We start from the raw sequence: 17,046 nt of genomic DNA, 5'->3' as shown, positions 1-17,046 counted from the left end.
AAGCACGGCGACGGCAGGAGAGTGCGATGAAGGTGATGCTGGTGGGGGCGACCGGACTGGTCGGCAGTCATGTGCTGCGGCAACTACTGGACGACCCCCGTTGCGATGCGGTGATCGCCCCGACCCGCCGCGCGCTGGATACCACGGATGCAGCGCTGCTCAACCCGGTGGTGGACTTCGCACAGTTGCCGGGCGAGGCCGACTGGTGGGCGGTGGATGCCGTGATCTGCGCGCTCGGTACGACGATCAAACAGGCCGGCAGCCAGGAGGCGTTCGCACGGGTCGACCATGATTTTCCGCTGGCCGTGGCACAGCAGGCACGCGCCCGCGGCGCGCATGCCTTCGCGTTGAACTCGGCGATGGGCGCCGATGCGGGCGCGCGGATCTTCTACAACCAGGTCAAAGGCCGGCTGGAGCAGGACCTGCGGGAGCTGGGCTACCCGTCGCTGACCCTGGTCCGGCCCGGGCTGATCGGGGGCGAGCGTGCCGAACGGCGTACCGGTGAGCATCTGGCCAGCGTGGTGCTGGGCGTGCTCGGTCCGCTCCTGCCGCGCGCCTGGCGGATCAATCCGGCCGGGAGCATCGCCGCCGCGCTGGTCGAGGCGGCGTTGGTGCCGACGCCCGGCGTCAGGATCGTGGGTTCGGCCGATCTGGCGGCGCGCTGAGCCGCTGACGGCCGGATGCGCGGCCCCCCCGGCCACTGCGCTACCCTTTCAGCCCCTTTAGCGGTCCCTGCCATGTCCGTCGACAAGAACCAACGCGATCTCGAAGCTGGTATCCACACCGATCTGGAGGGGCGGCTGACCTACGGCGGTTACCTGCGCCTGGATCAGCTGCTGTCGGCCCAGCAGCCGCTGTCCAACCCGCCGCACCATGACGAAATGCTGTTCATCATCCAGCACCAGACCTCCGAGCTGTGGCTGAAGCTGCTGGGGCACGAGCTGCGCGCGGCGATCGCTCACCTCAAGCGCGACGAGGTCTGGCAATGCCAGAAGGTGCTGGCGCGCAGCAAGCAGGTGCTGCGCCAGCTGACCGAGCAGTGGTCGGTGCTGGAGACGTTGACCCCTTCGGAGTACATGGGCTTCCGCGATGTGCTGGGCCCGTCGTCGGGCTTCCAGTCGCTGCAGTACCGCTACATCGAGTTCCTGCTGGGCAACAAGAACGCGCAGATGCTGCAGGTGTTCTCGCATGACCCGGCCGGCCAGGCCCAGCTGCAGGAGGTGCTTGATGCCCCCAGCCTGTACGAGGAGTTCCTGCGCTACCTGGCTCGCTTCGGCCATCCGGTCCCGGCCGGCTATCAAGGGCGCGATTGGCAACAGCCGCACGTGGCCGACGATGCGCTGCACCCGGTGTTCGAGCGGATCTACCAGAACACCGACCGTTTCTGGCGTGAGTACGCGCTGTGCGAAGACCTGGTCGATCTGGAAACCGCCTTCCAGCTGTGGCGGTTCCGCCACATGCGGACCGTGATGCGGGTGATCGGCTTCAAGCGCGGCACCGGCGGCTCCAGCGGGGTCGGCTTCCTGCGCCAGGCGCTGGAACTGACCTTCTTCCCGGAGCTGTTCCAGGTGCGCACCACGATCCGCAACGACGACCCGATGCCGCCGGACGCCTGATCCGGCATCGACCGCAATAAGCCTATTCATATTTACCTGCCGCATCCGCCGTACGGTGCGGCAGGCCCCGCCGTTGCTGCGCTGCCGGGTTTTGCCCGGAAGTTGCAGATGCAAGTTCAGCGACCATGCTGCCAGCGGTCCACATCAGCGTGTATTTGACGTGAACGTGGTTGGTCTGGGATTCTCCCGCGCTGCTTTCGCACATCGGACGTGCATGTCTTCCACCGAACCCAGGAATCCCGCATGAGCGTAGACGCCGCCGCGAAATCCGTTCCCGATCCGGCGCTGCCGGAGTTCAAGACCACGCTGGGCCATCCGCGCCCGTTGTGGATGCTGTTCATGACCGAGTTCTGGGAACGCTTTGCGTTCTACGGCATCCGTTGGGCCCTGGTGCTGTACATCGTCGCGCAGTTCTTCGACGGTGATTCGGCCGGCCAGGCCGCCGCCAGCCGGACCTACGGTGCCTATCTGGCGCTGGTGTACGCCGCCGCCATCTTCGGTGGCTACGTCGCCGATCGGGTGCTGGGCTACCAACGCTCGATCCTGACCGGCGCGGTGATCATGGCCGCCGGCCTGTTCATGGTCGCCATGCCCAACAAGGAAATCTTCGAACTGGGCCTGGCCACGATCATCATCGGCAACGGCCTGTTCAAGCCGAACATCTCCACCATGGTCGGCAAGCTTTACGGCCTGAAGGATGAGCGCCGCGATTCGGGCTTCACCATCTTCTACATGGGCATCAACATCGGCGCGATGATCGCCCCGGTGCTGACCCAGTACCTGGCCGAGCGCGTGTTCGGCACCCAGGCGATGCCGTCCTACAAGATGGTCTTCATCGCCTCGGGCATCGGCATGCTGATCAGCCTGGCCTGGTTCTACGTTGGCCGCGCCGGCCTGAAGGGCATCGGCGCCCCGCCGGCCGGTGCAGAGGGCTATGGCCGCATCGTGATGGTGTTCATCGGTGCGATCGTGGCGATCCCGATCGCGTTCTTCCTGCTCTCCACCGGCGCCACCGCGCTGGCCTGGATCCTGGGCGCGATGTTCATCGCGCTGGCGATCCTGCTGCTGGTTGAAGGCATCCGCGAAGGCAAGGTCCAGCGCGACCGCGTGATCGCCATGCTGATCATCTTCACCTTCAACGTGATGTTCTGGATGTTCTTCGAACAGGCCGGCAGCTCGTTCACCTTCCTGGCCGACAACATCGTCAACCGCAATCTGGGCGGCTGGGAATTCCCGACCGCCTGGTTCCAGTCGGTCAACTCGGTGGCGATCATCACCCTGGCCCCGATCATTGCCTGGATCTGGATCAAGCTGGGCCGCGCCAACCCGTCGATCCCGCGCAAGTTCGGCCTGGGCCTGCTGTTCAACGGTGCGGCGTTCGCGCTGCTGATGGTCGCCCTGTCGAGCATGGTCGTGGATGGCAAGATTCCGTTCTGGACGCTGTTCATGGTCTACGTCATCCAGTCCGTCGGTGAGCTGTGCCTGTCGCCGATCGGCCTGTCGATGGTGACCAAGCTGGCCCCGGTGCGCCTGGTTGGCTTCGGCATGGGTGGCTGGTTCCTGTCCACCGGCATCGGCAACAACATGTCGGGCATCTTCGCCGGCGTGGTCAGCGGCGAAGGCGGCATGACCGTGGAATCGGCGCTGAAGGGCTACACGTTCGGCTTCTGGGCGTTGATCATCTCCGGCGTGGTGCTGTTCCTGGTCGCCCCGCTGATCAACAAGCTGATGCACGGCGTCAAGTGAGGAAGGCGATGCGCATGAAAGCCGCGGGAATGTCGATGATCGTGGCCGGCCTGCTGGCCGCCTGTTCGCCGTCGTCGGCGCCTACCGCGGCGCCTGCGCAGCCGCTGGATACGTCCGAGCAGAAGGCCCCGGTCGCCGATCCCGGCGCACCGGTGGCCTCGGGCAACACCCCGGCCGCGGCGGACATCGCCGCGATCGCGGCGCTTAACGCCCAGTTCGATCCCGCCCGCGATCCGGTTGCCGATCTGGCCACGGCCAAGGTCGAGGCCCAGCGCGGGGGCAAGCGGATCATCCTGGATGTGGGCGGTGAGTGGTGCCCGTGGTGCCATCTGATGGATGGGTTCATCGAAGGGGATGCGGAGATCCGCCGCTTCCGCGATGCGAACTATGTCTGGATGAAGGTCAACTACAGCGAAGAGAACGAGAACGCGGCGTTCCTGTCGCAGTTCCCGCCAGTGAAGGGCTACCCGCACCTGTTCGTGCTCGATGCCGACGGCACGCTGCTGCATTCGCAGTTCACCGGTGAGCTGGAAGCGGACAAGGGGCAGAAGAAGGGCTACGACCGTGGCCGCTTCTTTGCCTTCATGAAGCAATGGGCGCCACCCAAAGCGTCGTGATCTGGAAAAGGCCGCGGATTCCGCGGCTTTTTTTTTGCCCTCAATTTGTCCGCTGCCCTGCCGCTACCCCCAAGGACCTCATGCCGCGCTGTTCGTGGCGGACAACCGACGGAATCGACGCATGCAGCCGGGCACCAGCGACAGCACCACCGAAGTCTCTCTTGATGCGCCGGCCGGCGTGAGCCTGCCGCCGGTCGATGTGCTGCTCGATGACCACACCGCACCCGATGCGCTGGAGGCCGACACGCCGGCGCCGGGCGCGATCCGCTACCGCCTGCCGATGGTCTCCGTGCCCGACAACGTGCTGCTCAAGGCGGCCGTGCAGAAACTGGTGGAGCAGAAGGCGCAGCTGGACACGCTGGCACGCCAGGGCACGCTGCCCGGCTTGATCCCGGCCGAGTGGCAGGGCAGCGGCCTGCGCGGCGTGGACCTGCAGGGCTTCGTGCTGAGCGTGGTGCCGTTCCTGCAGAACGCCAGCAAGGACGAAACCGCCCCGGCGCGCCTGCCGCTCAAACATGTGCTGGGCGACGCCGGGCGCTGGGACCAGCTCGATGTCGCCGAACCCAAATCGCTGGCGTTCTTCCTGGCCAGCGATGACCGCGCCACCGCCGGCACGAAGGATCCGGCCGAGGTGTATCTGGTCGGCGCGCTCGGCCTGGCCTGGGCGCACGAGGGACGTACCCGCCCGGGCTTCCTGCGTGAGATGGGCTACGACAGCATGGCCGCCCGCGTGCACCTGCTGCCTTATCCGGCGGCGGCGCAGCTGGCGCTGTACAGCGTCACCGCGCATGGCATGACCCAGATCTGGTGCGTGATGGACCGCCGCAAGGTACGGCCCTTGCTGGCACCCTGGATCAGCGTGCCGCTGCTGACTGCCTACGGGGTCAACGCCCCGCAGACCTGGCCGACCAGCTTCCCGGCGGTTGACGAGGTGGCCGCGATGCTGGCTGCCGCGCGTGGTGGCAAGGGGCCGGTCGAAGCGGACCTGGGCAAGGTGGCCGCGAAGGTTGCCCAGGACGCCTCAGGCGAAGCCTGGATGCCGGTCAGCCTGCTCCAGGTCGGTACGTGGTCACCGCGCTGGCGCTACTTCATGGCCACCTTCATCGGCCTGCCATCGCTGCTGCTGGTGGTCGCCGCGCTGGCTCTGCCGGGTGCGATCGAAGCGGCCGCCGTGGCCGCCTCGCTGGGGTTTGCCGGCGGTGCCATCGGCGCGCTGGCCGCGCCGTGGGTGCATGCGCGGCGCAAGCACCTGAGCTGAGCCGCAACGACCAACGGTCGCTGGCTACTCGTCCATCCGCTGCAGGCCTTCCCCGGCCAGGCGCAGGATCAGCGTCTCCAGCATCTGTTCTTCGTCCTCGCTGAGCACGGACATCAGCTTGCGGGTGATGTCGATCACCAGCGGCGCGATGGTCTCGTACACCTCGAATCCGGCCGCCGACAGCGCCAGCACCGAGCGGCGGCGGTCATCGCCATGGGTTTCACGCTTGATGAAGCCCCGTTCGAGCAGTCTGGCCACGGCGCGGCTGACCGCGACCTTGTCCATCGCGGTGCGATCGGACACCTCGCTGGCCGACGAGCCCGGATACAACGCCAGGACCGTGATCACCCGCCACTCGGGGATCGCCAGGCCATAACGGTCGCCGTACAGCTTGGCGATGTTGCCGCTGACGCGGTTGGACAGAACGCTCAGCCGGTACGGCAGGAACTGCTCCAGATCGAGCAGGGCGTGCGATGCGCGGATGCTGTGACTGCTGGGATCGGGCGGGCTCATGCTGCGGTGCACCTTGATGGTGGTTTCATGTGAAACTATAACCTACGTTCCGGACTCCGCATTCTCGCGGGTCTGCCTTCCTACCGCACCTGGTTTTTTCCGATGCGGACTGCTTTGGAGCCACAGCATGACCAGCCAAACGAGCACCGCGTCCTTCGCACCCGATCCGGGCATGCAGGTCACCACCTTCGAAAACCCGATGGGCATCGATGGTTTCGAGTTCGTCGAGTTCGCCGCCCCGGCCGGCCGTGGCGCGGAACTGCACGACTATTTCCGCAAGATGGGCTTCACCGCCGTGCTGCGCCACAAGCAGCGTGCGATCACGGTCTATCGCCAGGGCGACGTGAATTTCCTGGTCAACGAAGAGCCGGATTCGTTCGCATCGGACTTCGCCGAGAAGCACGGCCCGTGCGCCTGCGGTTTCGCCATCCGCTTCAAGAAGCCGGGCGATGAGGTCTACCAGATGGCCCTGGGCAACGGTGCCGAAGCGATCGACTTCAAGCCCGAGACCCGCGCCGTCGCCGCCCCGATCATCAAGGGCATCGGCGACTGCATGCTGTACCTGGTCGACCGTTACGGCGCCAACGGCAGCATGTTCGATACCGATTACGCGCCGATCGAGGGTGTGGACCCGCGCCCGAAGGGCTTCGGGCTGACCTTCATCGACCACCTGACGCACAACCTGTACTTCGGCAACATGCAGCAGTGGTCGGATTACTACGAGCGCCTGTTCAACTTCCGCGAGATCCGCTACTTCGACATCAAGGGCCTCAAGACCGGCCTGGTGTCCAAGGCGATGACCGCCCCGGACGGCATCGTGCGCATCCCGCTCAACGAATCGTCCGATCCGAAGAGCCAGATCAACGAATACCTCGACGCCTACAAGGGCGAGGGCATCCAGCACATCGCCTGCTTTACCGAGAGCATCTACGACACCGTGGAGGCGATGCGCGCCCAGGGCGTGGAGTTCCTGGATACGCCGGACACGTATTTCGATGTGATCGACATGCGCGTGCCCAACCACGGTGAAGACGTGGCCCGACTGGCGAAGAACAAGATCCTGATCGATGCCGACCCGGAGACAAAGCAGCGCAAACTGCTGCAGATCTTCACCACCAACTGCATCGGCCCGATCTTCTTCGAGATCATCCAGCGCAAGGGCAACGAAGGCTTCGGCGAAGGCAACTTCACCGCGCTGTTCGAAAGCATCGAGCGCGACCAGATGAAGCGCGGCGTGCTGTAAGGCACTCGGCCGCCACCCGCGTTACGCTTCAACGGTGGCATCCGCGCCCGCGCGGGTGCCATCGGCCGTATTCCCTTGCCATCCACGCCCCCGGCGGAGCAGGACCATGAACAACCCGATGTCATCGCGCGGCTATCAGACCGGTTTCGGCAACGAGTTCGCCACCGAGGCGGTGCCGGGTGCACTGCCGGTGGGGCAGAACTCGCCGCAGCGTGTCGCCCATGGTCTGTATGCCGAACAGCTGTCCGGCACCGCGTTCACCGCGCCGCGCGGGAGCAACCGCCGCAGCTGGGTGTACCGCATCCGCCCCGCGGTGACCCACGGCGAGTTCACCCCCTTTAGCCAGCCCCACCTGCACGGCGACGTCGCGCAGGGCGCGGTCTCGCCCAACCAGTTGCGCTGGGATCCGTTGCCGCTGCCCAGCACGCCCACGGATTTCATCGAGGGGCTGTACACGATGGGGGGCAACGGTTCGCCCGACGCCCACCATGGCGTGGGCATCCACCTGTATGCCGCCAACCGCGACATGCAGGGCCGCTATTTCTACAACGCCGATGGCGAGCTGCTGATCGTCCCGCAGCTGGGCCGCCTGCGCCTGCTCACCGAAATGGGCGTGATCGAGATCGAACCGCAGCAGATCGCGGTGATTCCACGCGGTGTGCGCTTCCGTGTCGAACTGCCCGATGGCGACGCACGCGGCTACGTCTGTGAGAACTTCGGCGCGCTGCTGAAGCTGCCCGACCTGGGCCCTATCGGGTCCAACGGCCTGGCCAATCCGCGTGACTTCGAAACGCCGCATGCCGCGTTCGAGAACATCGACGGCGCGTTCGAACTGATTGCCAAATTCCAGGGCCAGCTGTGGCGCGCGGATATCGATCATTCGCCGCTGGACGTGGTCGCCTGGCACGGCAACTACGCGCCGTACCGCTACGATCTGCGCCGCTTCAACACGATCGGCTCGATCAGCCACGATCATCCCGATCCCTCGATCTTCCTCGTGCTGCATTCGCCCAGCGACACGCCGGGCACCAGCAACATGGACTTCGCGATCTTCCCGCCGCGCTGGCTGGTCGCGCAGAACACGTTCCGCCCGCCGTGGTTCCACCGCAACATCGCCAGCGAATTCATGGGCCTGATCCACGGTGCCTACGATGCGAAGGCCGAAGGCTTCGTGCCCGGCGGTGCCTCGCTGCACAACTGCATGAGCGGACATGGCCCGGATGCGGCGACCTTCGAAAAGGCCTCCGCGGCCGACCTGAGCAGGCCGGACGTGATCAAGGACACCATGGCCTTCATGTTCGAAACCCGCGGCGTGATCCGCCCCACCGCACAGGCGATGGACGCGGCGCATCGCCAGCGCGGGTACCAGCACTGCTGGCAGGGATTGAAGGCGAATTTCTCGGGCTGACGCAGGCTCAAACCAGCGCGATCTGGAAGCGCTCGGCATGCTCCTTCGGCAGCACCTCCAGCAACCGCTGCCGCACCCGCTCGGCATAGCCGGTGGAGGTCAGGCCTGGCAGCGCGTCCAATGCGGTCTGCAGCGCCGCCATGACCGCGTCGTCGCTGCGGGCCTGCTGCAGGGTGTGGAACAGGGCTGCCGCCTGCGGATGACGCTGCAGTTCCAGGATGTCCAGCAGATAGATGCGGGCGGCCACCAGCGAGCGGCGGCGTTCGGTCACGGGCACCGGCACCGCGGTCGGTGTCACCGCACTCAACACCAGATACCCGCTCTGGATCAGCTGGATCACCATCGCCGGGGTTTCCGGGCCCACCAGCTGGCCGAGCTGCACCAGGTCGCGCTGGCCGTCGCACAGGATCAACAGCCGGCGCTGGCGCATGTCCAGGGGCGCGCGGTGGGCCTGCAGGGCGGTGCGGGCGAGGTCGGTCTTCTGCGGTTGCATGGGGGCGGGGTCGATGCGGTGCAGGCCGAGCCTGAACGCGGCAGGTGAAACGCGGATGACAGCGACACTGTGCATGCCGCCCACACGGCGCTCGCGCTAGGCTGCGCCCATTCACCGGGAGGATGCAGGCATGAGACAGCTGGGAAGCGTGATGGCAGTGGGGATGGTGCTGGCCTTGGCCGCGTGCGAGCGCACGCCGGAGACGCCGTCGGCCGATGCCGAGGCGGCCGTGCCTGCACCGGCGGCGGACACCGCGCCGGCAGCGCCTGCCACGGCGGCCCCGGGCACGGTGACGCAGGGTCCGGCACGGCTGGATGGCTACGGCCCGGTGGCGCTGGGCAGCACCTTGGACGAGGTCCGGGCAGCCTGGAAGACACCCCTGCAGGGCGACGTCCCTGACGATTACTGCCATGCGCTGCGGCCGGAAGGCGCGCAGGCCGAAGACGTGATCTTCATGATCGAAGGCAAGCGTCTGGTCCGGTACGACGTGCGCAACGACCGCATCGTCGCCCCCGGTGGCGGCAAGGTCGGCATGTCGCTCGGCCAGCTGCAGACGCTGTACCCGGATCGCGGCGACCTGACCCCGCACAAGTACGACGAGCAGGGCCACAACCTGCGCGTGCGCCCGGCCACCGAGGGCGGCGCGCTGGTCAACTTCGAGATCAACGGCGATGGCAATGTGACCGCATGGCGGGTCGGCAAGACCCCGCAGGTCGATTACGTGGAAGGCTGCTCCTGAGCCATCGGCACCGCGCCGGCCACAGGGCCGGGGCGGGCCTTCACTGTTTGGCGTGGGCTGGCCCTAGAATCGGCTCACATCTGTCACCGGGGAGCACCAGATGATCGCTGCCACTGTTTGGTTCTTGCTGGGCCTGGTGCTGTTGGCACTGGGCGGCGACTCCATCGTCCGGGCCGCCTCGGGTCTGGCCCAGCGCTTCGGCGCGTCGCCGTTCGTGGCCGGGTTGCTGCTGGTGGCCTTCGGCACCTCGCTGCCGGAGCTGGTGGTCAACGCCCGTGCCTTCGTGGTCGGCGCGGAAGAACTCGCGCTGGGCAATGCGGTGGGCAGCAACATCGTCAACCTCGGCCTGACCCTGGGCCTGGCGGCGCTCGCTGCGCCGCTGCTGGTCCGTGCGCGGCTGCTCTCGCCCTTGCTGGTGTGTCTTGCCGCCGCCAGTGCGCTGCTGATCCTGTTCGGCCTGGATGGCGTGATCGCACGCTGGGAAGGGGCCGTGCTGCTGCTCGCCTTTGTCGGCCTGCTGGTGTTCCTGCTGCGCCGCGCGCGGCTGGAAGTCGAACCGGTGCGTGAGGGCATCGCCGGCTACGCCATGACCCGCACGGGACTGTTCCTCAACCTCCTGCGGCTGCTGTTCGCGGGTGTGTGCCTCTATTTCGGCGCGCGCTGGATCGTGCAGGCCGCGCCGGTGTTTGGCGCCGGGCTGGGCTGGTCACCGTTGCTGGTCGGCCTGCTGCCGGTGGCGATCGGCACCGCATTGCCCGAAGTGGCGGCAGCCATTGCCGCCGCCCGGCGTGGTCAGGGCGACATGGTGCTGGGCCACGTGATCGGCTCGAGCCTGTTCAACCTGCTGGTGGTGGTCGGCGGCATGGCCGCATTGCGCCCGCTGGCGCTGCCCGGATCGTTCGTGAAACTGGAGCTGCCGGCGGCGATCGCCTTCGTGCTGGTGCTCTACCCGATGCTGCGCGGTGACCTGACCATCAGCCGGCGCGAAGGCGCGGTGCTGGTGGTGGCGTTCCTGGGGTGGGTGGCACTGGAACTGGCGCTGGTCTGGGGCGGCTGAACGTCGCACTACGGAGCGCCGGCCGTGGGTCGGCTGCCCTCCGGCAGGATGCCTGCAGCCGACCAGCGGTCGGCTCTACTGGCTGTCCCGGGAAACGGGGGCCTTGGCACCCTCGGTGTCGCCCGGATGGCGCGGCTCCGGCGGCGGCAACTGTTCTTCCTTGGCGGTCTTGTGGCCCGGCAGGTCCGGCCGGGTTTCCATCAGCAGCGACAACGCGGCCTTGGCCATCATGTGCGCACTGATCGGTGCAGTGATGAACAGGAACACGGTGATCAGCAGCTCACGCGGCTGCGGGTCTTCGCCGAGGAAGATGTGATAACAGACCGAGCCGACCAGCACGCAGCCCACGCCCAGCGTGCTGGCCTTGGTCGGTGCGTGCAGGCGCTTGAAGAAGGTGGAGAGCTTCACCAGGCCGAGCGCGCCGACCAGGATGAAGAAGCAGCCGAACAGCAGCAGGATCGACAGCACGATCTGGATGAAGGTGATCATTCGACGATGTCCCGGCGCAGCACGAACTTGCTCAGCACCACCGTGCTGCCGAAGCCGAGCATGGCGATGATCAGCGCGGCTTCGAAATACACCGCCGAGTTGAGGTACATGCCGAACAACATGAGTTCAGCGATGGCCGTCACCGACAAGGTGTCCAGCGCAAGGATGCGATCGGGCACGGTGGGGCCGCGCAGCAGGCGCCAGGTGGCCAGCAGCATGGCCAGGCCGACCACGTGCATGCACACCACCATCGTGGTCTGGATGAACATGTATCCGGTCATGGGAAAATCTCCATCAGCGGGGCTTCGTAGCGGGATTTGATCTGCCGGACCAGTTCATCCGGATCATCCAGATGCAGCACGTGCACCAACAGATACCTGCGGTCATCGGACAACGCGGCCGAGACCGTGCCCGGGGTCAACGTGATCATGCTGGTGAGCGCGGCGATGCCGTGGATGTTGGCGATATCCAGCGGCAGCCAGATGAAACCGGGGTGGATGCGGCGCTCCGGCCCCAGCACCTGGATCGCCACCCGGATGTTGGAGATCAGGATGTCCCACAGGGTCACGAACAACAGTTTGGGGAGGGGCTTGAGCGAGCCGATCCGCGCGAACTCGCGGTCCAGCCGGGCGGCGAACAGCGGCACCACGACGCCCAGGATCATGCCAAGCACGAACTGGCCCAGGGTGAAGCTGTCGGACATCAACAGCCAGAACGCCACGACCATCACGCTGAGCGAAGGCGAGGGCAGAATGCGCTTGTACAGGGAAGGCTTGCGCGTCATGGCTGGCGGATCTCCGGCGTGGTGGCGCGCAGTTCACCCACATAGTCCTGGGGCTGCAGCAACTGGGTGGCCATCGCATCGGTGTGCTGCATCAGCGGGCCGGCGAACACGCTCATCGCGATGCCATAGCTGAGCAGCAGCGCGGCGGCGAACAATTCCACGGTGCGCGTCGGCGCCTTGCGCGGCTTGGGTGCGCCTTCTTCGACCACCGGCACGCGCCAGAACAGGCGGATGCCGCCACGGGTCAGGCCGACGATGACCATCAGGCTGCTGCCCAGCACCGCGGCCCACACCGCCCAGGTGTACTGCGCCGGCATGCCGGCCAGCAGCGCAGCCTTGGCCAGGAAGCCGGACAACGGCGGCAGGCCCGCCACCGACACCGCACCGATCAGGAACAGCACCGCCGGCGTTTCCTTGCCCGGCATCGGCGCGATGACTTCCTTGCGATCGCTGGCACCGCCGCGGCGGCGGCGGATCAGATCGGCAATGAGGAACAGCGCGGCGGCCACGAAGGTGCTGTGCGGCAAGTAGTAGAGGCCGGCCGAGAGCACTTCGGGCGTACGCACCGAGAACGCGATGAACAGCGTCGCCGCCGAGACCACCACCAGGTAGGAGATCAGCACGCGCAGGCGTGCCGCAGCGAGCACGCCCAGGCCGCCCAGCACGAGGGTGGCCACACCGGCCCAGAGCAGCCATTCGCTGCCGTAGCCGGCCATCGGGCCGGCACCCTCGCCGAACCACAGGGTGCTGACCCGCAGCACCGCGTACAGGCCGACCTTGGTCATGATCGCGAACAGCGCGGCCACCGCGGCCGGCGCACGCGCATACGCTTCGGGCAACCACAGGTACAGCGGCATCAGCGCGGCCTTGCTGCAGAACACCAGCAGCAACAGCCCCATCGTCGCCTTGACCAGGGTCAGGTGCGAGGCCGGCACTTCAGCGATGCGCTGCGACAGTTCGGCCATGTTGAGCGAGCCCAGCGAGGCGTACAGCAGGCCGAGTGCGATCAGGAACAGGGTGGAGGCGGTGACGTTGAACACCACGTAGTGCAGGCCGATGCGCATGCGCAGGCCGCGCCCGCCGCTGAGCAGCAGGCCGTAGGAGGCGATCAGCATCACCTCGAAGAACACGAACAGATTGAAGATATCGCCGGTCAGGAACGCGCCGTTGAGGCCGACCAGCTGGAACTGGAACAAGGCATGGAAGTGCGGCGCGCGGCGGTCCCAGCCCGAGCAGGCGTGCAGCAGGCAAGGGATGGCCAGCAGCAGTGTGGTCACCAGCATCCATGCCGAGAGGCGGTCGGCCACCAGCGCGATGCCCAGCCGCGAGGGCCAGTCACCCAGCAGGTACACCGCGATGCTGCCGTCAGCGGTCTGCGCGAACAGCAGCGCGACGGCTGCGGCGAGCGCGGTCAGCGTGGTCCACGCCACCGTGCGCTGCACCTTCGGCCCGTAGCGGCGATGCTCGACGAACAGGGAGCAGGCCGCGCCGAACAGCGGAATCAGGATGGGCAGGATCACCGCATGGTTCATGCGCCGCCCTCCCGGCCCGGCGCGGTATCGGCGGGAAGCTCTTCTTCTTCGTGCGCGTCTACGTGGTCGCTGTGGTTGTCGCTGCGGCTGCGCATCGCCAGCACGATGCTGACCGCCGTCATCGCGAACGCGATCACGATGGCGGTCAGCACCAGCGCCTGCGGCAGCGGATCGGTGTAGTTGCCCAGATCGCTCTCGATGCCCTCACGCAGCACCGGCGCCTTGCCCTGCACCAGCCGGCCGCCGGCAAAGATCAGCAGGTTGGTCGCATACGACAGGAAGGTCATGCCGAGGATCACATCGAAGCTGCGCGCGCGCAGCAACAGGTAGATGCCGATCGCGCTCAGCACGCCGATGGCGCTTGCCAGAGCCAGTTCCATCAGTGCATCTCCCCGGTTTTTGCCGAACGGCGGTTGGGATCGATTTCGCCTTTACGGGCATTGCGGGTGCGCGAGGGCTTGATCGTGCCCATCATCGAGAGCATCAGCATCACGCCACCAAATACCACCAGGTACACGCCGGTATCGAAGCCGATCGCGCTGGCCAGCGGTACCTCGCCGATCAGCGGAATGTGCAGGTCCAGATGGCCGCTGGTCAGGAACGGCACGCCGAACAGCATCGAAGCGCAGCCACTGAGGATGGCGATCAGCAGGCCGGCACCGATGCAGCGGATGTAATCGAAGCCGAAGCGCGATTCCACCGAGGTGGTGCCCTGGATGACGTACTGGATCAGCAGCGGCACGGCCAGCACCAGGCCGGCGATGAAGCCGCCGCCGGGCGCGTTGTGGCCGCGCAGGAACAGGAAGATCGAGACGGTCAGGGTCAGCGGGAACATGATCTGGGCCAGATCGGCCGGTACGGGCAGCTTGATCGGCGGGCCGGGCATGATCTGTTCCGGCGCCATCCGCGAGCGGCGCAGCATGGCGTGCACCACCAGCGCGGCGATGCCGAACACGGTGATTTCACCGAAGGTATCAAAGCCACGGAAGTCGACCAGGATCACGTTGACCACGTTCTGCCCATAGGCTTCCGGCAGCGCACGCGCCAGCAGTTCGCCGGCCATGGTGTTGGGCGGCAACGTCATGGCGGTGTAGGCCATCGCGGCCAGGCCGCCACCGGCGACGATCGCGATCACCGCATCGCGCCGCTTGCGCCAGACCGACTTCTCCGGTGGCGACTGGATCGGCAGGTAGTTCATGCCCAGCAGCATCAGCACCAGGGTGACCATCTCCACCAGCAGCTGGGTCAGGGCCAGATCCGGCGCGGACAGGAACACGAAGGTCAGCGAGACCATCAGGCCGACGCCGCCCACCACCAGCACCGCCAGCAGGCGCTGCCGGTAGACAAACAGTGCGCCCAGCGCGCAGGCCATCATCACCAGCCACAGCGCCCAGCCCAGCAGTGGGATCGGCTGCGGCGAGGGCCAGTTGGGCGAGGCCGGGTTGGCCACGAACGGTGCCACGGCGACGATGATCGCCACCACCACCAGCGCCATCAGCATGCGCTGCAGGCTGCCGTTGGCCAGGCCCTGGGTGAGGCGGTGGGCGAAGCCGAACACCAGGTCCAGCTGCTTGTGGAAAATATTGCGGCCGATGCTGCGACTGACCACCGCATGCAGGTTGATCAGGCGGCGCAGGCCGAAGTACAGCGCGATACCGCCGATCACGCCGGCGATGCTCATCATCAACGGGGTGTTGAACCCGTGCCAGACCGAGAGGCTGTAGGCCGGCATCGCCGCGCCCAGGATCGAGGAGGCGGCCGCATGCAGCACCGGGGCGATGGTGATCGCCGGGGCGACGCCGACGGCCACGCAGACCACGACCAGGATCTCCACGGGCACCTTCATGAAGCGCGGCGGCTCATGTGGGACGCGGTCCAGATCGTGTGGGCCGTTGCCGAAGAAGGTGTCGTGCACGAAGCGCAGGCTGTAGGCCACGCCGAACACGCCGGCCAGCAGCGCGGCGATCGACATCACCACGCGCATGGTTTCCGGGCCGCCCGCGGTCAGCGCTTCGGCGAACAGCATTTCCTTGGACAGGAAGCCGTTGAGCAGCGGAATACCGGCCATCGCCAGCGAGGCGATGATCGCCAGCGCGCTGGTGATCGGCATCAACCGCCGCAACCCGCCCAGCTTGCGCATGTCACGGGTGCCGGTCTCATGGTCGATGATGCCGGCGGCCATGAACAGCGAGGCCTTGAAGGTGGCGTGGTTGAGGATGTGGAACACGCCGGCCACCACCGCCATCGGCGTGGACAGGCCGAACAGCATGGTGATCAGGCCCAGATGGGAGATCGTCGAATAGGCCAGCAGGCCTTTGAGGTCATGCTGGAAGATCGCGTTCCAGGCGCCGATCAGCAGGGTGATCGCCCCGATGCCGCTGACCGTATAGAAGAACAGATCGGTGCCGGCCAGCGCCGGGTGCAACCGCGCCAGCAGGAACACGCCGGCTTTGACCATCGTCGCCGAATGCAGGTAGGCCGAGACGGGCGTCGGCGCGGCCATCGCGTGCGGCAGCCAGAAGTGGAACGGGAACTGGGCGCTCTTGGTGAAGATGCCGGCCAGGACGAGGAACAGGGCATACGGGTACAGCGAACTGGCGCGGATCAGATCGCCGGCGGCGAGCACCGCATCCAGCTCGAAGCTACCCACGATGCGGCCGATCAGCAGCACGCCGCCGAGCAGCGCCAGACCGCCGCCGCCGGTGACCACCAGGGCCATCCGGGCGCCCTCGCGGGCATCCTGGCGGTGCGACCAGAAGCCGATCAGCAGGAACGAGCTGATGCTGGTCATTTCCCAGAACACCATCAACAGCAACAGGTTGCCCGAGAGCACCATGCCCAGCATGGCGCCCATGAACAGCAGCAGGTAGCAGTAGAAGCGGTGGGCGCTGTCGCGGGCACTGAGGTAGTAGTGGGCGTACATCACCACCAATGCGCCGATCGCCAGCACCATCCCGGCGAACATCCAGGCCAGGCCATCCAGGCGCAGCGAGAAGGCCAGGCCGATCTGCGGTATCCACTCCCCGTAACTGCGGACGATCCCGCCGTCCATGACGGCCGGGGTCATCGTCGCCAACAGCGCCAGTCCTCCCAGCGGAGCGGCCGCGGCTACCCAGGCGGCCGTGGAGCGGGAGGTGCGGCGGAATGAAGCGACGGCCACTGCCATCAGGAAGGGCAGGGCGAGCAGCAGGAGCAGACTAGGATTCATGCAGGGAATGCGGGATTCACGAGCAGGTCGTTCAGTCTAACAGGCAGGCAATTGCTGCCGATACACCCGAATACGCCCTCAATTGCATGTAACGTGCGCTGATTCATTTTTTCAGGGCGGCGCGCGGTCCCATTCGGGCGCGTCGGCGGCCGTATGGAGACCCGCTGGCGACTTTGCCGACTGTGGCCTCCCGGCGCCCGTCGAAACGGGTCTGGAACCAGTCGTCGCAGGGCCTGCGGGACCGCGTGGATGTGCACGAAGATGAACGGTGACCGTCGCTCGAAAGGTCACTGGGCACGATGCTGGACGGTCCGGCGTGGAGTGCCGGTGAGCGCGCCCGCTC

17 protein-coding genes are annotated in these 17,046 nt (G+C 66.7%); 9 read left to right on the top strand and 8 right to left on the bottom strand.

Annotated features, from left to right (window positions below; all coding sequences use genetic code 11):
- Positions 1-26 precede the first annotated feature (26 nt).
- From BCL79_RS10590 to BCL79_RS10570, 5 genes are all read left to right on the top strand, one after another.
- The gene (locus BCL79_RS10590) at positions 27-665 is read left to right on the top strand and encodes an NAD-dependent epimerase/dehydratase family protein (RefSeq protein WP_121040660.1); all 639 of its coding nucleotides are present in this window, start codon (positions 27-29) and stop codon (positions 663-665) included.
- Positions 666-737: 72 nt separating this feature from the next.
- Positions 738-1,616 (top strand): tryptophan 2,3-dioxygenase, encoded by an 879-nt coding sequence (locus tag BCL79_RS10585; RefSeq protein ID WP_121040658.1) that lies wholly within the window; start codon positions 738-740, stop codon positions 1,614-1,616.
- 243 nt (positions 1,617-1,859) lie between these two features.
- Complete coding sequence (locus tag BCL79_RS10580; RefSeq protein ID WP_121040656.1) at positions 1,860-3,362, top strand: peptide MFS transporter; 1,503 nt, start codon at positions 1,860-1,862, stop codon at positions 3,360-3,362.
- An 8-nt stretch (positions 3,363-3,370) separates the two neighbouring features.
- On the top strand, positions 3,371-3,979 hold the full coding sequence (locus BCL79_RS10575) for a thioredoxin family protein (RefSeq protein WP_121040654.1): 609 nt from the start codon (positions 3,371-3,373) through the stop codon (positions 3,977-3,979).
- A 121-nt stretch (positions 3,980-4,100) separates the two neighbouring features.
- A complete protein-coding gene (locus BCL79_RS10570; RefSeq protein WP_121040652.1) occupies positions 4,101-5,237 on the top strand; it encodes a hypothetical protein in 1,137 nt (378 codons plus the stop codon).
- 24 nt (positions 5,238-5,261) lie between these two features.
- Here BCL79_RS10570 and BCL79_RS10565 read toward each other — a convergent pair whose 3' ends face one another.
- Positions 5,262-5,750 carry a MarR family winged helix-turn-helix transcriptional regulator gene (locus BCL79_RS10565; protein ID WP_088433561.1) on the bottom strand — a complete coding sequence of 163 codons (489 nt, stop codon included), beginning with the start codon at positions 5,748-5,750 and terminating at the stop codon, positions 5,262-5,264.
- 172 nt (positions 5,751-5,922) lie between these two features.
- Between BCL79_RS10565 and hppD the strand changes: the two genes are divergently transcribed.
- Both hppD and hmgA read left to right on the top strand, forming a co-directional pair.
- On the top strand, positions 5,923-6,993 hold the full coding sequence (gene hppD, locus BCL79_RS10560; protein WP_121041316.1) for a 4-hydroxyphenylpyruvate dioxygenase: 1,071 nt from the start codon (positions 5,923-5,925) through the stop codon (positions 6,991-6,993).
- Between the two features lie 106 nt (positions 6,994-7,099).
- Positions 7,100-8,401 carry a homogentisate 1,2-dioxygenase gene (gene hmgA, locus BCL79_RS10555; RefSeq protein ID WP_121040650.1) on the top strand — a complete coding sequence of 434 codons (1,302 nt, stop codon included), beginning with the start codon at positions 7,100-7,102 and terminating at the stop codon, positions 8,399-8,401.
- Positions 8,402-8,408: 7 nt separating this feature from the next.
- Here the strand turns inward: hmgA and BCL79_RS10550 are convergent, their stop codons facing one another.
- Positions 8,409-8,894: a hypothetical protein gene (locus tag BCL79_RS10550; RefSeq protein ID WP_121040648.1), complete on the bottom strand. Its 486-nt coding sequence runs from the start codon at positions 8,892-8,894 to the stop codon at positions 8,409-8,411.
- 157 nt (positions 8,895-9,051) lie between these two features.
- Between BCL79_RS10550 and BCL79_RS10545 the strand changes: the two genes are divergently transcribed.
- Both BCL79_RS10545 and BCL79_RS10540 read left to right on the top strand, forming a co-directional pair.
- A complete protein-coding gene (locus BCL79_RS10545; RefSeq protein WP_183073765.1) occupies positions 9,052-9,633 on the top strand; it encodes a hypothetical protein in 582 nt (193 codons plus the stop codon).
- Positions 9,634-9,733: 100 nt separating this feature from the next.
- On the top strand, positions 9,734-10,690 hold the full coding sequence (locus tag BCL79_RS10540; protein ID WP_121040644.1) for a sodium:calcium antiporter: 957 nt from the start codon (positions 9,734-9,736) through the stop codon (positions 10,688-10,690).
- 75 nt (positions 10,691-10,765) lie between these two features.
- On the opposite strand, the gene BCL79_RS10535 is transcribed toward BCL79_RS10540, so the two are convergent.
- The 6 genes from BCL79_RS10535 to BCL79_RS10510 are packed head-to-tail and all read right to left on the bottom strand — an operon-like array spanning position 10,766 to position 16,703.
- A complete protein-coding gene (locus BCL79_RS10535) occupies positions 10,766-11,179 on the bottom strand; it encodes a Na+/H+ antiporter subunit G (RefSeq protein WP_121040642.1) in 414 nt (137 codons plus the stop codon).
- Complete coding sequence (locus BCL79_RS10530; RefSeq protein ID WP_070472350.1) at positions 11,176-11,460, bottom strand: K+/H+ antiporter subunit F; 285 nt, start codon at positions 11,458-11,460, stop codon at positions 11,176-11,178. The genes BCL79_RS10535 and BCL79_RS10530 overlap by 4 nt, the downstream gene beginning before the upstream one ends.
- Positions 11,457-11,963: a Na+/H+ antiporter subunit E gene (locus BCL79_RS10525; RefSeq protein ID WP_121040640.1), complete on the bottom strand. Its 507-nt coding sequence runs from the start codon at positions 11,961-11,963 to the stop codon at positions 11,457-11,459. The genes BCL79_RS10530 and BCL79_RS10525 overlap by 4 nt, the downstream gene beginning before the upstream one ends.
- Positions 11,960-13,495, bottom strand: a complete 1,536-nt coding sequence (locus BCL79_RS10520; protein ID WP_121040638.1) for a monovalent cation/H+ antiporter subunit D — start codon at positions 13,493-13,495, stop codon at positions 11,960-11,962. The genes BCL79_RS10525 and BCL79_RS10520 overlap by 4 nt, the downstream gene beginning before the upstream one ends.
- Positions 13,492-13,875 (bottom strand): Na+/H+ antiporter subunit C, encoded by a 384-nt coding sequence (locus tag BCL79_RS10515; protein ID WP_121040636.1) that lies wholly within the window; start codon positions 13,873-13,875, stop codon positions 13,492-13,494. Before BCL79_RS10515 ends, BCL79_RS10520 begins: the two co-directional genes overlap by 4 nt.
- Complete coding sequence (locus BCL79_RS10510) at positions 13,875-16,703, bottom strand: monovalent cation/H+ antiporter subunit A (protein ID WP_121040634.1); 2,829 nt, start codon at positions 16,701-16,703, stop codon at positions 13,875-13,877. The genes BCL79_RS10515 and BCL79_RS10510 overlap by 1 nt, the downstream gene beginning before the upstream one ends.
- Between the last annotated feature and the right edge of the window lie 343 nt (positions 16,704-17,046).

The organism is Stenotrophomonas rhizophila (genome assembly GCF_003651185.1).
In the GTDB taxonomy this organism is placed as follows: Bacteria; Pseudomonadota; Gammaproteobacteria; order Xanthomonadales; family Xanthomonadaceae; genus Stenotrophomonas; species Stenotrophomonas maltophilia_Z.
The sequence above is the reverse complement of the archived record's forward strand: the minus strand, read 5'-3'. Positions and strand labels throughout refer to the sequence as shown.

Excerpts from the sequence above, each read along its gene's own strand:
- BCL79_RS10525 (WP_121040640.1), bottom strand. The coding sequence starts at position 11,963 with ATGACGCGCAAGCCTTCCCTGTACAAGCGCATTCTGCCCTCGCCTTCG.
- BCL79_RS10510 (WP_121040634.1), bottom strand. The coding sequence starts at position 16,703 with ATGAATCCTAGTCTGCTCCTGCTGCTCGCCCTGCCCTTCCTGATGGCA.
- BCL79_RS10590 (WP_121040660.1), top strand. The coding sequence starts at position 27 with ATGAAGGTGATGCTGGTGGGGGCGACCGGACTGGTCGGCAGTCATGTG.
- hmgA (WP_121040650.1), top strand. The coding sequence starts at position 7,100 with ATGAACAACCCGATGTCATCGCGCGGCTATCAGACCGGTTTCGGCAAC.
- BCL79_RS10540 (WP_121040644.1), top strand. The coding sequence starts at position 9,734 with ATGATCGCTGCCACTGTTTGGTTCTTGCTGGGCCTGGTGCTGTTGGCA.
- BCL79_RS10565 (WP_088433561.1), bottom strand. The coding sequence starts at position 5,750 with ATGAGCCCGCCCGATCCCAGCAGTCACAGCATCCGCGCATCGCACGCC.
- hppD (WP_121041316.1), top strand. The coding sequence starts at position 5,923 with ATGCAGGTCACCACCTTCGAAAACCCGATGGGCATCGATGGTTTCGAG.
- BCL79_RS10530 (WP_070472350.1), bottom strand. The coding sequence starts at position 11,460 with ATGACCGGATACATGTTCATCCAGACCACGATGGTGGTGTGCATGCAC.
- BCL79_RS10550 (WP_121040648.1), bottom strand. The coding sequence starts at position 8,894 with ATGCAACCGCAGAAGACCGACCTCGCCCGCACCGCCCTGCAGGCCCAC.
- BCL79_RS10570 (WP_121040652.1), top strand. The coding sequence starts at position 4,101 with ATGCAGCCGGGCACCAGCGACAGCACCACCGAAGTCTCTCTTGATGCG.
- BCL79_RS10575 (WP_121040654.1), top strand. The coding sequence starts at position 3,371 with ATGCGCATGAAAGCCGCGGGAATGTCGATGATCGTGGCCGGCCTGCTG.
- BCL79_RS10585 (WP_121040658.1), top strand. The coding sequence starts at position 738 with ATGTCCGTCGACAAGAACCAACGCGATCTCGAAGCTGGTATCCACACC.
- BCL79_RS10535 (WP_121040642.1), bottom strand. The coding sequence starts at position 11,179 with ATGATCACCTTCATCCAGATCGTGCTGTCGATCCTGCTGCTGTTCGGC.
- BCL79_RS10580 (WP_121040656.1), top strand. The coding sequence starts at position 1,860 with ATGAGCGTAGACGCCGCCGCGAAATCCGTTCCCGATCCGGCGCTGCCG.
- BCL79_RS10515 (WP_121040636.1), bottom strand. The coding sequence starts at position 13,875 with ATGGAACTGGCTCTGGCAAGCGCCATCGGCGTGCTGAGCGCGATCGGC.
- BCL79_RS10520 (WP_121040638.1), bottom strand. The coding sequence starts at position 13,495 with ATGAACCATGCGGTGATCCTGCCCATCCTGATTCCGCTGTTCGGCGCG.